We start from the raw sequence: 14,165 nt of genomic DNA on the forward strand, positions 1-14,165 counted from the left end.
CATGTCCGTCTCCCCGCGAACAGCGGTGGCGGACCCGTCCAAGAGCGGGTCCGCCACCGCGGGGCAGCCGCCGCGACGTCCGTTCTGGACCCGGCGCCGACGTGACCAGCTCGCCGGTCTCGCGTTCATCGCGCCCCAACTCCTCGGCAGCGCCGTCTTCGTGCTGCTGCCCATCGCCCTCGTCTTCCGGTACAGCCTGCATGAGTGGAACGTGCTGGCCGGCGACTTCCACTACACGGGCGGCGACAACTACACCCAGCTGCTGGACGACGCCAACCTGCCCCAGGTACTGAAGTCCACGGCCCTGTTCTCGGTCGGCCTGGTGGTGCTCAACCTCGGCCTGGCCCTCCTGCTCGCCGTCCTGCTCAACCAGAAGCTGCGCGGAATGACGGTGTTCCGCACGCTGTTCTTCTCTCCCGTCGTGGTGTCGCTGGTCGCCTGGACCATCGTGTGGGGCTTCCTGCTCCAGAACAACGGCGGCATCAACGGCCTGCTGCACACCGTCGGCATCGACGGACCCAACTGGCTGCGCGGCGAGGGCACCGCCATGTTCTCGGTCATCGTCGTGCAGGTGTTCAAGAACGTCGGTCTGAACATGGTGCTGTTCCTGGCCGCGCTCCAGGGCGTGCCCAAGGAGCTGTACGAGGCGGCCCGGGTCGACGGGGCCGGCGCGTGGATCCGGTTCCGGTCCATCACCCTGCCGCTGATCAGCCCGACGATCCTGCTGACGTCGGTGATCACCATTGTGGGTTCGCTCCAGGTGTTCGCGCAGATCGCGGTGCTCACCCAGGGTGGCCCGAAGCTGTCCACCACCGTGCTCGTCTACTACCTCTACCAGCAGGCTTTCCAGTTCCATCACTTCGGCTACGGCGCGACCCTGTCCATCCTGCTGCTGCTGGTCGTGCTGGCGCTCACCGTGTTGCAGTGGCAGATGCGCAAGAGGTGGGTCTTCTATGAATCGTAAAATCCCGCTGCGCGCCCGAGTCGCCCTGTACGGCCTGCTCTGTGTGCTCGCGATCCCCTTCGTCTTCCCGACCTGGTGGATGGTGACGTCGTCGTTCAAGCCCATCGGCGACATCTTCTCCTACCCGCCGCAGCTCTTCCCGAGCAACCCGACGCTCTCGGCCTACCGGGAGGTCTTCGACGGGCGCCCGTTCGTCCAGCAGTACGTCAACAGCCTCTACATCGCCGCGTTGGTGACGGCGGGGACGATGATCGTGTCCTCGCTCGCCGGGTACGCCTTCGCCCGCATCAAGTTCCGTGGCCAGAACGCGCTGTTCCTGGTGGTGCTGGTGGGCCTGCTCATCCCGAGCGAGGTCACCATCGTCCCGCTCTTCCAGATGTTCAACGACCTCGGCCTGATCAACACCCACTGGCCGCTGATCCTGGTGCCGGTCCTCGGCGCGCCGAGTGTCCTGGCCACTTTCATCATGCGGCAGTTCTTCATCAGCCTGCCCAACGAACTGGAGGAGGCCGCCCGGATCGACGGCATCGGCTACTTCGGCACGTTCTGGCGGATCGCCCTGCCGCTGGCCAGGCCGGCGCTCGGCGCCGTCGCGATCTTCACCTTCCTGCAGAGCTGGAACCTCTACCTGGAACCGGTGGTGTACCTCTCCTCGCCGGAGAAGTTCACCCTGCCGCAGGCGCTCACCCAGTACGTGGACTCCTACGGCGGAGCCATGTGGAACGTCCAGCTCGCCGCGGCGTCGCTGACCGCGATCCCGGTGCTGATCGTGTTCGTCATCGCCCAGAAGCAGTTCATCGAGGGCCTCGCCCATACGGGGCTGAAGTGAACGCCACACTCGGCATCGACATCGGCGGCACCAAGACGCTGGCGGCCCTCGTCGGACCCGACGGCGCCGTGCTCGACCAGGCACGAGCCGACACCCCGGCCGCGCAGGGCCCGGACGCGGTGCTGGAGACCGCCGCCGACCTGGCCCGGCGGCTCGGCGGCGCCGGTCCGGTCGGCGTCGGCGCGGCGGGTCTCATCGACCCGGCCACCGGTGTCGTCCGGTACGCCACCGACTCGCTGCCCGGCTGGGCCGGGACACCGGTGGCCGATGCGCTGGCCCGGCGCATCGGCCGGCCCGTCGTGGTGGACAACGACGTCAACGCCGCCGCCCTCGGCGAGAGCTGGGCCGGGGCCGCCCGCGGTCACGCACATGTGCTGCTGGTCGCGGTCGGCACCGGCCTCGGCGGCGGCCTGGTCCGCGGCGGCGCGGTCGACCACGGGGCGCGCGGCGGCGCCGGAGAGACGGCTCATCTTCCGGCTCCGGACGCCGACGGGCTGACCTGCGGCTGCGGGCGCACCGGACACCTGGAGGGCGTGGCCTCCGGCACCGGTCTCGCCCGCGCCTATCGGCTGCGCACCGGGGCGGACGTGAGCGGCCGCGAGGTCGCCGCCCGCTGCGCCGCCGGCGACCCGGCCGCCGTGGAGGTCCTCGCCACCGCCGGCCACGCGCTCGGCCGGGCCCTCGCGGGACTGGTGGCGCTGCTCGATCCGCAGACGGTGGTGGTGGCCGGAGGCGCCGGCCGAGCGCTGCTGCCGTACGCCCGAAGCGCGTATGCCGCCGAGCGGCTGCCGGTCCACGCCGACGTGACGCTGGTCCCGGCCGCGCTCGGTGACGCGGCGGTCGCCGTCGGCGCGGCCCGGGCGGCGATGACCCGGCGGGCCACGTGCCTGCCGTCCGGTCCGAGGTCGTCCGGTCCGAGGTCGTCCGGTCCGAGGCCGTCCGATCCGAGGTCGTCCGATCCGAGGTCTGCCGGTCCTGGGCGGGTCGATCCCGGGTCTGCTGGTCCCGGTCCTGCCGAACCCGGCAGCCGGCCGCGGTCGGTCACCTTCCCGCACACCACCGAAACGGAGCCCCAGTGAACGTTCTCGACACCCTCCGCGGTGGCCTGGTGGTCTCCTGCCAGCCGCTGCCGGACGAACCCGCCGACCCGATGCGCGACGCAGCCGTGCAGGCGAGGGTCGCCGCCGCGGCGGTCCTCGGCGGCGCGGCGGGCATCCGCGCCAACGCCCCCGAGGACATCGCCGCCGTGCGGGCGGCGGTGGACGTGCCGGTCATCGGCCTGTGGAAGGACGGCCCCGGGCCGGTCGTGATCACGCCGACCAGCAGGCACGCCCGAGCCGTCGCGCAGGCCGGGGCGCACCTGGTCGCCATCGACGCCACCGACCGTTCGCGGCCCGAACCGTTCGCGGCCGTCGTCGCCGCCGCGCACGCCGCCGGCGCCCTCGTCCTGGCGGACGTGTCCACCGAGGCGGAGGGACAGGCCGCGGCCGACGCGGGCGCCGACGCCGTCGCCACCACGCTCTCCGGCTACACCTCACACACCCCGAAGACCCCGGGGCCTGACCTCGGCCTGCTGGAACGCCTGGTCGCGCGGCTGTCCGTTCCGGTCATCGCCGAAGGCCGCTACCGCACAGCGGAAGACCTGCGACGCGCCTACGCCGCTGGGGCACACGCCGTGGTGGTGGGCAACGCCATCACCTCACCCCTGTACCTGACCAGGGAACTGGCCCGGTCAGTTCCCGCTCACGCCGACGCGAACGGAGTGCACCCCTGATGAGAAGACGTACAGTCCTTACTGCTGGAGCCGCCGTCCTGGCCGCCCCGCTGCTGGGCCTCACCCCGCAGGCAGCCGCCGCGGCCTCACGTCCGAGCCGCCGGATCGCCCTCGTCCCTCTCGACGACCGGCCCGTCAACGTCTACTGCCCGACCATGACCGCCGCCGTCGCCGGCGTCGACCTCGTTCTGCCGCCGCGCAAGACCCTCGGCCGCTTCTTCCAGCCCGGGGACGGCGCGGCCGTCGCCCGCTGGCTGGGCTCGGCCGGCGCCGACGAGTACGTGATCTCGGTGAGCATGCTCGCCTACGGCGGCCTGATCGCCTCCCGCACGGGCACGCCCACTCTTGAGTCGGCGCGGGCCAACATCGCGGCGATCCGGGCACTGCGGGCGGCCCGGCCGAGCGCGCAGATCGTGGTCCACGACACCATCCAGCGCCTCGCGTTGACCCCAGGCAACCCCGACCTCGAACAGTACGTGGCCGCGCTGGTCGAGTGGGCCAAGCTGTACGACCAGGTGGAGAACCTCGGCCGGGAAGAGCTGCGGCCCCGGCTCACGGCAGTGCGGGCCACCATCCCGGACGCGGTGGTCGACGACTACCTGAGGGCGCGGGCCCGCAACCACGAGGTCAACCGGCAGATGGTCGAGTGGGTCGCCGACGGCACCATCAGCCATCTGGTGCTCTCCGAGGACGACACCGCCCCGGTGGGCCTGGCCCGGGCCGAACGCGTCGAGCTCGAAAAGCTGGTCGAGCAGTTGGGGGTCGGCCGGCGGGTCGAGGTCTTCCCCGGCGCGGACGAGGTCGACGCGCTGCTGGTCGCCCGGCTGATCGCCGCGGGCACCTCGCCCACCTACCGGGTGGAGTACGCCGGGATCTCCGGCGAGCAGTGGACGGCGGAACTCGAAGGCATCCCGTTCGCGGAGAACATCCGCCGGCACGTGAAGTCCGTCGGCGGCACCGTCGTCGCCGGCCGCGCCGACCTGGTGCTCATGGTCAACACCCCTTCGGCGAACAAGGACCAGCGGCCGGCCGACCTCGCCGCGTTCGCCCGTCGGGTCGCCGGGCTGACGGCGGCCGGGGAGCCGGTCGTCGTGGTGGACCCGATCTTCGTCAACCGTGCCGACCACGACCTGGTGGCCGAGCTGGAACAGCGCGTCGACCTGGCCGCGCTGCTGTCGTACTCCGGCTGGAACACCGGTGGCAACGCCCTCGGTCTGGCCCTGGCCCACGGCACCGCTCGCTGGGCCTTCCTGAAGCGCTCGACCAGCGGAATGGGGGTACCGGCGCTGACCGACCCGGGCCGGGCGCACGCGGAGTACCTGCTCTACCGGTTCGTCAAGGACGACCACTGGAAGAACGTCCTCCAGAAGGCCGCCTACGCGGAGGCCAGGTCCAAGGGGTGGAACCCGTTGAACCTGACGGCCGAGCAGAAGGCTGTCTTCGACGGCTGGGTCCAGGACCGTCTCGCCCCGGTGACCCGCCAGTACTTCACCGACCACTTCGCCGGCCACCACCTCGTCCTCGGCTACCGCGGTGCGACCACCCGCACCGCCAAGCTCGCCGCCGTCGGTGACATCCACATCGAACTGCCTTGGGACCGCCTTTTCGAGGTGACGCTCGAACCCCACCTCACCCTGGCCTGAGCGGAGTACGAACGATGCAGCACAGCCCCCGCCGCCGCAGTGTCCTCATCGCCGGCGCCGTCGGTCTCGCCGGTGCCGTCCACCTCACCTCCCCCGCCGTCGCGGCTCCCGGTCGCACCGCGCCCGTCACGCCGCCCACGCCCGCGCTCATCCCCAAGCCCCGCTCGCTGAGGATGACCGGCGGCCGTCCGTTCGAGATCACCGCCGACACCGCCGTCGTGGTGCGCCACCCGGCCCCCGAGGCCCGCCGCACGGCCGAGTACCTCGCCACCTGGCTGCGCCGGGCCACGGGCCATGCCGTCCCGGTGGTCACCTCCGGCGGCACCCCGCAGGCCATCACCCTGGCCGTCGACGACGAGACCCCTTCCGCCGAGGGCTACCGCCTCGACGTGACCCACGGGGGCGTCCACCTGCGCGCCGCCGAGCCGGCCGGTCTCTTCCACGCGACGCAGACGCTGCGCCAGCTGCTTCCCGCCGCGGCGGAGTCCGGCACCCCGCACGCCGGACCGTGGACCATCTCCCCCCTGCACATCGAGGACGCGCCGCGGTTCCCCTGGCGCGGGTCCATGCTCGACGTGGCCCGGCACTTCTTCACCGCCGACGAGGTGAAGAGCTACATCGACATCCTCGCCCTGTACAAGATCAACCGCCTCCACCTGCACCTCAGCGACAGCCAGGGCTGGCGCCTGGAGATCAAGAGCTGGCCCCGCCTGGCCACCTACGGCGGCTCCACCGAGGTCGGAGGCGGCCCCGGCGGCTACTTCACCCAGCGCGAGTACGCGGACATCGTCCGCCACGCCGCGGAACGCCACATCATGGTGATCCCCGAGATCGACATGCCCGCCCATGTCAACGCGGCCCAGGCCAGTTACGCCGAACTCACCTGCGACGGTGTGGCACCGCCGCTCTACACGGGCGAGAAAGGCATTCCCAACTCGCTGTGCATCGACAAGGACGTCACCTACCGGTTCGTTGATGACGTCCTCGGCGAACTCGCGGACCTCACCCCCGGTCCCTACCTGCACATCGGCGGCGACGAGGCGCTGGCGACCGCACCCGAGGACTACCGCCTGTTCATCAGCCGCGTCCAGCAGACCGTGCACGGCCTCGGCAAGCGGATGGTCGGCTGGGAGGAGGTCGGCCTCGCCGACATCGCCCCCAGCACCGTCGTCCAGTTCTGGGCCAACGCCGCGAAGGCCCGGGGCGCGCTGGCCCAGGGCGCCACGCTCGTCCTCTCGCCCAGCAAGAAGGCGTACTTCGACATGAAGTACGACGCCAACACGCCGATCGGGCACGACTGGGCCGGCTACACCGACGTCCAGGACGGCTACACCTGGGACCCGGTCACCTACATCCCCGGCGTCACCGAGAGCCAGGTGCACGGCGCCGAGGCCGCGCTGTGGACGGAGCGGGTGGCGACGTTCGAGGAGGTGCAGTACATGACGCTGCCGCGGCTCCCCGGCGTCGCGGAGATCGGGTGGTCGCCGGTCGACGGGCGGGAATGGGAGGAATACCGGGTACGGCTTGCCACGCACGCGCCGCGGTGGTCCGGGCTCGGGTGGCACTACCACCGATCGGTGGAGGTGCCGTGGGGGTGACCCGGTGATCGGGTGACTGCTGCCGGACATGGCTGTGTCTGGCTCCGCAGGTTCGCCCGACTTCCGGCGCCGGCTGGTCCGGGCCGCCGGCACCGCGCCCGTAACCGCACCGAGCCCGGCGGTGGCCGCCGGGCTCGGTGCGCGGCCGTCAGGTGCGGTCGCGACCTGGACGGCGGACGTCACTCGTCGGTGATCATCCTCCACGCCTCCCGGAACAAGGTCTTGCCGGCTTCGACGCACACCCCGCGCAGGAAGGCGCGGCGCAGCGGTGCCACGTCGGCAGGGTCCTCGGGGTGCTCGGAGAGCGGGACGGGGCGGGACGCGGCATCGGCCGGTCGGTGGGTCGGGTCCGGGACGGACGGGTTCTCCTGCGGAGACGGTGACACGGCGCGGCTCCAAGGGGCTTCGGGGCAAGGACGTTGCGGTCGGCCGACCTCTCCACCAGCCTGCGGCCCGTCAGGACCCTCAATCCGGGCCGCGCCCGGTTGCGCCGGGTCGAGCCCAGTCGCGCCGAACTCGCGCGGACGGGGCAAGCGCTGCGCGATGCTTGGCGCATGAGGGACGAACAGCCGCGCGCAGGGCGCCGTACATCACGGCCACGGCCACGGCCCGTCCGGCCGCCGGTCGTCGAACCCGGTCCGCTGGGCGAACTCAAGGCCCTCCTGTACGAGCTCTACGCACGCGCCGGCGCTCCGGCCACGGACGACATCGCGTATCTGATCGCACAGGACGACGACCTCCCGGACGCGCCGAGCGGAGACACCGTCCGCCGGATCCTGTCGGAGTCCACCCTCCCGCGCCAGGTCGAAGCCGCCGTGGCCGTGGCCACCGTCCTGGCGCGTCTGGCCGGGCGTGAAGAAGCAGCGGTAGCCGAACAGGTCGGGGAGCTGTGGGCGCGCGCCCTCACCCAGGAGACGGGACCAGCCGCGACCCCGCTCCCGTGCGCCGGGCAAGGGCCGTCGACCGGCGGATCACGGCGGTTCTTCCAGCACCTGCTGGACCACCACACCGAGAAGTTCGCGGGCCGCGACCGCGAGGTCGGCGCCATCCGCGAGCACATCGCCGGGCACGACCGCGGATACGTCTTCGTCGACGGGCTCTCCGGGTACGGCAAGACCTCGCTGCTGGCCGTGCTGGTCCGACAACAGCCCGGCTACCTCTACCACTTCATCAGTCAGCGCTACAAGACGGCCGGCGGTGCCTTCGACCCGACCCGGCTCGACGACCTGCTCGCCAACCTCTGCGAGCAGCTCGACCCGCACCGGGCCGCCCCCGTCGGCGGGCGCGCGCTGGCGGCCCGGTTCCTCGAAGTGGTCGGAACCGACCGCAACGACCCCACCGTGCTGGTGCTGGATGCCATCGACGAGGTGGACCGCCACCCCAGCTTCCTGTACGGCCTCCTCCCGCGACGCCTGCCGAAGAACCTCTTCGTCCTGCTGTCGGCCCGTTCCCAGGGCGAGCGCTCCTACCTCTCCGAAGTGGGACTGACACCGGACGACATCGGTCTGCGGGTCACGCTCGGCGGCCTGGCCACCCAAGCCGTCCGGGAGCTGCTGCTGAACCACGCCGGCCCGGCCGGCGCCGCCCTCGGCCACCGGGCCGGCTTCGTCGACGCCCTGCACGAGGTGTCCGAGGGAGACCCCTTCTACCTGCGTTTCCTGGTCGAGGACGTCGAACACGGCAGGCTCACCCCGGAGACCGTCCGACGGACCCCCAACGGCCTGTACCCCTACCTCGACGAGCAGTTCGACCAGCTCCACCGGTCCGTCGACACCGACCTGCACGACCAGGTGCTCGGCCGGATCCTGGCGGCATACGCCCCCCTGCACCGCGACGACCTGCTCCGCATCCCCGGCCTGACCGGCGGGACGCTCGAACGGGTGCTGCGCGACCTGCAGCGGTTCCTGCTGCGCACCGGCGAGCACCGGCAGTCCTACACCTTCTGTCACAACCGGTTCAGGGAATACTTCCTGGAGAAGCATTAGATGCCGTCCTTCCGCGACCGTGTCGCCGCAGGCATCGCGCAGGGCACCTACCGCGAGCAACTGGCCCTGGACGCCCGGCAGTGGCGCACGCACCGCAGCGACTACGCGCTCTCCACCGTCGTGCGCTACGCCGTCGAGGACGACCTCCCCGACGAGGTGCACGACCTCCTCACCGACGAGGAGTTCCGCGAGCTGCGCCTCGGCCGGTTCGGCGAACTCGCCCTGCGCGAGGACCTCGACCTCGGCCTGGCGTACTTCACCGGGGTCCGGCCCGACCCCCTGCGCTACGCGCGGCTGCTCTTCGGCCGGCGTTCGATCGAGCGCGACGACGACTACGCGCTCCTGCACCGACGGCACTGCCAGGGCTTCGCCGACTTCCTCCAGCTCGACGTGCCCGCAGCCGACCGGCGGCAGACCGGCCTGCACCGGGCCCTGAACCGGTTGTTCCCGATGCGGCTGACGGAGGACGACGACGGCCGGGAGCCGCCGGTCGAGGTGGACCTCACCGGCTACCACCTGGGCACCTGGGCCTGCTCCTGCGGACACCGGACGGGGCACGCCGCCCGCTACGACCACGCGTGCCGCTGCCGAGCGGTCTCCGGCAACGGCCGGCTGCCCGCGCAGCGCCCCCGGTGCCCCAGGTGCGCAACCACGGCGGGGTACGTCACCTGCGACCGGTGCGGAACCCGGGTGACGCTGAGCCTTTGGCGGCGGATCCGCAACGGCGGCGTGCACCCCTCCGACTGCCGGATCCCGCTCACCCTCGACCTGAGGATCCGCCGACCGGGGCAGCCGGGGTACCACCGGAGTCTGGAACTGATGCAGCTGCCCCTGCTGCTCGGACTGACCGAACGGGACGACGACCTGGTCTTCGACCTGCCGGACCTGCTCTGGGTCGGCGACGTCCGGGACCGGCGCGGACAGGACCGGCCGACCGGACAGTTCGTCACCATCGCGGACCAGCCCCGGTACGACCGCCAGACCGACGTCGAACGGATCCTGGAGGCCGCCTTCCGGCGCGCCGTCACCGGCCGCAACCTCCCCGCCGGGTCCGAACTGCGGGCCGTCATCGCCACCCAGGCCGGAACCCGCCGCCCCGCGCGCCGCCGACCCTCCGACGGGCTCACCGCCAGGTTCGCCCGCAGGGTCGGCTACGCCCTCGCCGCCGAACAGCCCGCTGACGGCGCCCTGGCACGCGGCGTCGATCTCTACCGGCCCTGTAAGGTGGCCGTCTCCCCGGACCTGCGGGGCGACGCGGCCCTGGTCTCACCCGGCCTGTCCGCGCCCGGGAGCCTCTCCGGCTCGGGCCTGGAGCACGTCGGCGTGTCCCTGCGCACGACCCCGCTCGGACCCGACGAACTCACCGCCGAGCCGCCGGAGGTGAAGCCCGACCTCTGCCGGGTGCTCGCCCCGGACGGCATCGTGCTGCCCGGCGCGACGGTCGAACCGGGTGACCTCCTCGTCGGCATCAGCACACCCCGCACCGAGGAGAGCCTGACCGACGAGCAGCGGCTGCTGCGCGCGATCTTCGGCGAGAAGGCCCACGAACACCGCGATGCGTCCTTCCGATGGGCCGGCCGCCACCCCGCGCGGGTGCTGAGCGTGCACATCACCACGACGACGGCCGAACGCTTCGAGGCCGACTGGCAGCCGGCCCGGGTGATTCAGGACGGGGTGCTGCGCCCCGACGAGCGCGTCAGGATCAGCATCAGCCTGGCGACGACGGAGCCCCTGGAGACCGGCGACGTCCTGTACGGCCCGGACGGCTCCAGGGCGGTGGTGTGCGGCACCCACGACGGCCGCGGGGCGGACGTGCTCGTCGGCCCCGACCACCCCTGGGCGGCCGGCGGGGAACCCGGGATCGTCGGCGTCCGCCTCCGTCCTGACGAGCGCTCCCGATCCGTCGTCCGCGCCCGGGCGACCGGCCGGTACTCCTTGGTTCAGCAGCTCCCGATACGGACCGAGGAAAGCGACCCGGGGCAACCCGTCCGACTCGCCGACCTGGCCTGGCTGCTGCGACACGGCGCGAGCCGAACCGCCTTCGAGATCCACGCACTCCGGAGCGACGCCGTCGACGGGCGCCTCGGTTTCCACGAACTCCTGCTCATGGGCAGGACGTCGTTGCGGGAGATCCCGCTGCCACCGTCCGGGCAGGCACCCACATGGGATTCCGCACCGCTGGAGGCGGTCCGCAACTGGGGCCGACTACTGCGCGCCGCTTGCGTCGAGCCGGTGTGGGACGGGAACCGGCTGTCCTTCCAGGCCGTCGACGACGAGCAGGTCCTCGCCGTGTCCTCCGGCGAGGTGCGCAACGCTGACACCTGGAACCTGCGGACCCGGCTGCCGGAGCCGGGCGGCCTGGCCTGCCAGAGCGTCTTCGGACCGGTCCGCGACCACCGGTGCGGCTGCGGGAGGCTCCGGGGCCGACACCACGTAGGCGAGGTCTGCCCGAGGTGTGGGGTGGAGGTGACAGGCAGCGAGGTCCGGCGTCGACGGGCGGGCCACATCGAACTGGCTGCGCCGATGGTCCACCCCTGGTACCGGGAGCGGCTGTGCGAGGCGCTCGATCTCGACCGCGGGACACTGGCGGACATCGTCCACGAGCGGTGCCACGTCGTCAGGGCGGGCGACCGCGCAGGGCTCGTCAGCCCGCCCGCGGGGGAGAGGCCCCGGTCCGACGACGGCTCGTTGTGCACGGGGGCCGAGGCGTTGCGGCTGATGTTCGCCCGGCGGGGGCAGGAACCTCCTCGGGGTGCACTGCTGCGCCGGCTCCCGGTGCTGCCCGCCGACCTGCGCCCGGTGATCGTCCACGAGGGGCGATTGCTGGGCAGTACCCTCAACGACCTGTACCGGCAGGTCGTCTTCCGCGCCTCCCGGCTGCGGCGCCTGATGGCGCTCGAAGCGTCGGCCCACGTGATCGGCCAGGAGCGCGTCCGGCTCCAGGAGGCCATCGACGCCCTGCTCGGCCCGGGCGGGAATGAGGGCGGGAACGGGGGCGAGAACGGGGGCGGCGGGGCGACGCTCGCGGACCTGACCACGATCCTCCCCGGCCGTCACGGAGGCCTGCGGGACCGCTTCTTCGACCGTCCGGCGGACTTCAGTGCCCGGACCACGGTGGTCGCGGAGGCGACCGGGGACCTGGACGCGGTCCTGCTTCCCGACCGGATCGCCTGGACGCTCCTGGAACCGGTCCTGATGGCAAAGCTGGTGGGCACTGGCGGCAGCCCGGACCTCGCCCACGCCCGGAAGGACGTGCGCGACCGCACCCCGCAAGCCTGGGCAGCGCTACGAGCCGTCTGTCAGGACACCGTGATGCTCGTCTCGGTGCCGGGAACCCGGTGGCCGCTCTTCGCCGCACGCGTGCGCCGCTTGACCGGCGACCTCTCCCTGAAACTGGATCCGGGCCTGTTCGACCGCCTCGGCTGGGACCGGCTCGGCGCTCCGGCCAGGATCTTCCCCCTGCTGACCGCGGAAGCCGCCGCGCAGGCCCAGGGCGCCCTCCTGCCCAGCGTGTTGCTCCGCGCCGGTGATGCCGGGAGTAGCGACGCCGGTGGTGGTGAACCGGCCCCCCTGCCCACGGCCTTGCTCGGCCTCGACCAGGAACGGCTTCCGGGGGAGATCATGCGGATGATCGGGATGGGGGAGTCGGTTCGCCTGGACGGGCTCGACCGGCTCCTGCTCTTCCCCGAGTGGTCCGGGTGACCGGGGCCGGTCACGCGATGGACGGGGCGGTCCCTGGGCCCGGCTTCCTGAGGAGCCCTGCCGTGGAGAGCTGCCAGAACTGGTGGTCGAACACCACGGTCACCGGGGCGTGTTTGCGTCTGTGTGGGCGAAGGTGGACCGGGCGTTCCGCTCGGCCAAGGACTGTGCGGACGTGGGCCACCTGGGCGGAGGGAGCCACGCGGTCGCGGGGCCCTCCTCCGCCCAGTGGGGCGGTCGTTCGTGCGGTGCCGGTGGTGTCGGGGTGGGCCGTCGCGCAGCCCAGACCGCGCGTGCGCGAGCCGTCCCGGCCTCGGCCATGTCAGACCGCGGCCGCTTCGAGCTCGGTGGCGGCGCGGCCGCGCAGCTGGACGTGGATGACCTCGGCGACCCGGCGGCCCAGCGCCTCGGCGGTGCGCAGGTCGCTGGCGGACGGGGTGACCTCGGGGCTCTCGTCGTTGTTGGACTGCGACATGGCGCCGAGCCAGCTGCCGAGGCGGTTGATGTCCTCGGTGCTGCCGGTGGAGGTGTTCCAGCCGCCGTACTCGGCCAGGCCGACCCAGATCATGCCGTGCTGCGCCGCGAACAGCGCGATGTTGATCAGGGTGTGCAGCTTGTCGCCCGCCATGTTGCCGCTGTTGGTGAAGCCCGCGGCGATCTTGTTCTTCCATTGCATGTTGTCGCCCCAGACCTGGGACGTCGCCTCGACGAAGGTGCGGAAGACCGCGCTGGAGCCGCCCATGTAGGTGGGCGAGCCGAAGATGATCGCGTCGGCTTCGGCCAGGGTCTGCCACAGCTCGTCGGTCAGCTCGGCGAGCGAGACCAGCTGCACCGTGGTGTCTTCGACCTTGCCGGCGCCGGCGGCGACCGCTTCGGCCTGCTTGGCGGTGTGGCCGTACCCGCTGTGGTAGGCGACGGCGATTCGAGCCTGCATGATCACTCCCCGATTGCACCAATACTTCACAAGAAAGCTATGTGAAAAGCTTTCGCCTGGGATTGAACATAGCGCCCTCCGCCGTGGTGGGCAACAGGGGTGGTGGGAGCGATGGAGAAGAGGTCCGTGCCTCTTGAGATAGCTTTGCGCCGAGCTACCCTGGAGAGCCCCGCCCGGTCGAGGCACCGAGGGCGAGGGCGAGAGAGAGCAAGGAGGACGGCCGTGTCCGAACCGGACCACGTCGACGACATCATCTCGGCCTGGCACGTCCAACTGCCCGAGATCGCAGGCCTTCCGCTGGAGCTGGCCAAGCGCAGCGCGCTGCTGACCGCTGCCTTCGACGAGGTCGCGGCGCGCGAGCTGGACCGCCTCGGGATGACCCAGGCCGAGTACGGAGTGCTCGCGGTGCTGCGGCGGGTGGGTGAGCCGTACCGGCTCAAGCCCACCGAACTGACCAACGCGCTGCTGCTGTCCTCCGGCGGCACGAGCAACGTACTCAAGCGCCTGGCCGGGGCCGGACTGGTCACCCGCGAGGCCGACGACGGGGACGGCCGCAGCTCCTGGGTGCGCCTCACGCCCCGGGGGGTCGAGGTCGCCGAGGACTCCGTGCGCGCGGTGACCGCGGCGCACGCTCGGATCGTCGCCCGGATCCCCGAGGCGGAGGCGGAACTGCTGAACCGCATGCTGCGGGACGCGCTGGCCGCCGTCGAGGAGGGCGTGCTCGTCCGCAGGTGAGCCG

The 14,165-nt window shown here is 72.1% G+C and carries 11 protein-coding genes; 9 read left to right on the forward strand and 2 right to left on the reverse strand.

Translation table 11 applies throughout. From position 1 onward, the window contains the following. Position 1: 1 nt before the first annotated feature. The 6 genes from ACFVVU_RS00340 to ACFVVU_RS00365 are packed head-to-tail and all read left to right on the forward strand — an operon-like array spanning position 2 to position 6,808. Positions 2-964, forward strand: a complete 963-nt coding sequence (locus tag ACFVVU_RS00340) for a carbohydrate ABC transporter permease (protein WP_380679024.1) — start codon at positions 2-4, stop codon at positions 962-964. After that, positions 954-1,793, forward strand: coding sequence for a carbohydrate ABC transporter permease (locus ACFVVU_RS00345; RefSeq protein ID WP_380679027.1), 840 nt, complete (start codon positions 954-956; stop codon positions 1,791-1,793). The genes ACFVVU_RS00340 and ACFVVU_RS00345 overlap by 11 nt, the downstream gene beginning before the upstream one ends. Next, on the forward strand, positions 1,790-2,872 hold the full coding sequence (locus tag ACFVVU_RS00350; protein WP_387787175.1) for an ROK family protein: 1,083 nt from the start codon (positions 1,790-1,792) through the stop codon (positions 2,870-2,872). The genes ACFVVU_RS00345 and ACFVVU_RS00350 overlap by 4 nt, the downstream gene beginning before the upstream one ends. Beyond that, positions 2,869-3,567 (forward strand): N-acetylmannosamine-6-phosphate 2-epimerase, encoded by a 699-nt coding sequence (locus ACFVVU_RS00355; protein ID WP_387787178.1) that lies wholly within the window; start codon positions 2,869-2,871, stop codon positions 3,565-3,567. The genes ACFVVU_RS00350 and ACFVVU_RS00355 overlap by 4 nt, the downstream gene beginning before the upstream one ends. After that, positions 3,567-5,210, forward strand: coding sequence for a DUF4127 family protein (locus tag ACFVVU_RS00360; protein ID WP_387787181.1), 1,644 nt, complete (start codon positions 3,567-3,569; stop codon positions 5,208-5,210). Before ACFVVU_RS00355 ends, ACFVVU_RS00360 begins: the two co-directional genes overlap by 1 nt. Before the next feature lie 14 nt (positions 5,211-5,224). After that, entirely contained in the window at positions 5,225-6,808 is a 1,584-nt protein-coding gene (locus ACFVVU_RS00365; protein ID WP_387787184.1) for a beta-N-acetylhexosaminidase, read from the forward strand. A 179-nt stretch (positions 6,809-6,987) separates the two neighbouring features. Here the strand turns inward: ACFVVU_RS00365 and ACFVVU_RS00370 are convergent, their stop codons facing one another. Further along, complete coding sequence (locus ACFVVU_RS00370) at positions 6,988-7,194, reverse strand: hypothetical protein (protein ID WP_387787187.1); 207 nt, start codon at positions 7,192-7,194, stop codon at positions 6,988-6,990. Positions 7,195-7,362: 168 nt separating this feature from the next. Between ACFVVU_RS00370 and ACFVVU_RS00375 the strand changes: the two genes are divergently transcribed. After that, a complete protein-coding gene (locus tag ACFVVU_RS00375; protein WP_387787189.1) occupies positions 7,363-8,793 on the forward strand; it encodes an ATP-binding protein in 1,431 nt (476 codons plus the stop codon). Continuing rightward, positions 8,794-12,495 carry a hypothetical protein gene (locus tag ACFVVU_RS00380; protein ID WP_387787191.1) on the forward strand — a complete coding sequence of 1,234 codons (3,702 nt, stop codon included), beginning with the start codon at positions 8,794-8,796 and terminating at the stop codon, positions 12,493-12,495. A gap of 319 nt (positions 12,496-12,814) precedes the next feature. Here ACFVVU_RS00380 and ACFVVU_RS00385 read toward each other — a convergent pair whose 3' ends face one another. Continuing rightward, positions 12,815-13,426, reverse strand: a complete 612-nt coding sequence (locus tag ACFVVU_RS00385; protein WP_380683888.1) for a flavodoxin family protein — start codon at positions 13,424-13,426, stop codon at positions 12,815-12,817. Between the two features lie 222 nt (positions 13,427-13,648). Here ACFVVU_RS00385 and ACFVVU_RS00390 point away from each other — a divergent pair, with 222 nt between their 5' ends. Beyond that, positions 13,649-14,161 carry a MarR family winged helix-turn-helix transcriptional regulator gene (locus tag ACFVVU_RS00390; protein WP_380683889.1) on the forward strand — a complete coding sequence of 171 codons (513 nt, stop codon included), beginning with the start codon at positions 13,649-13,651 and terminating at the stop codon, positions 14,159-14,161. Positions 14,162-14,165: the final 4 nt, after the last annotated feature.

The organism is Kitasatospora sp. NPDC057965, from assembly GCF_042887135.1.
In the GTDB taxonomy this organism is placed as follows: Bacteria; Actinomycetota; Actinomycetes; order Streptomycetales; family Streptomycetaceae; genus Kitasatospora.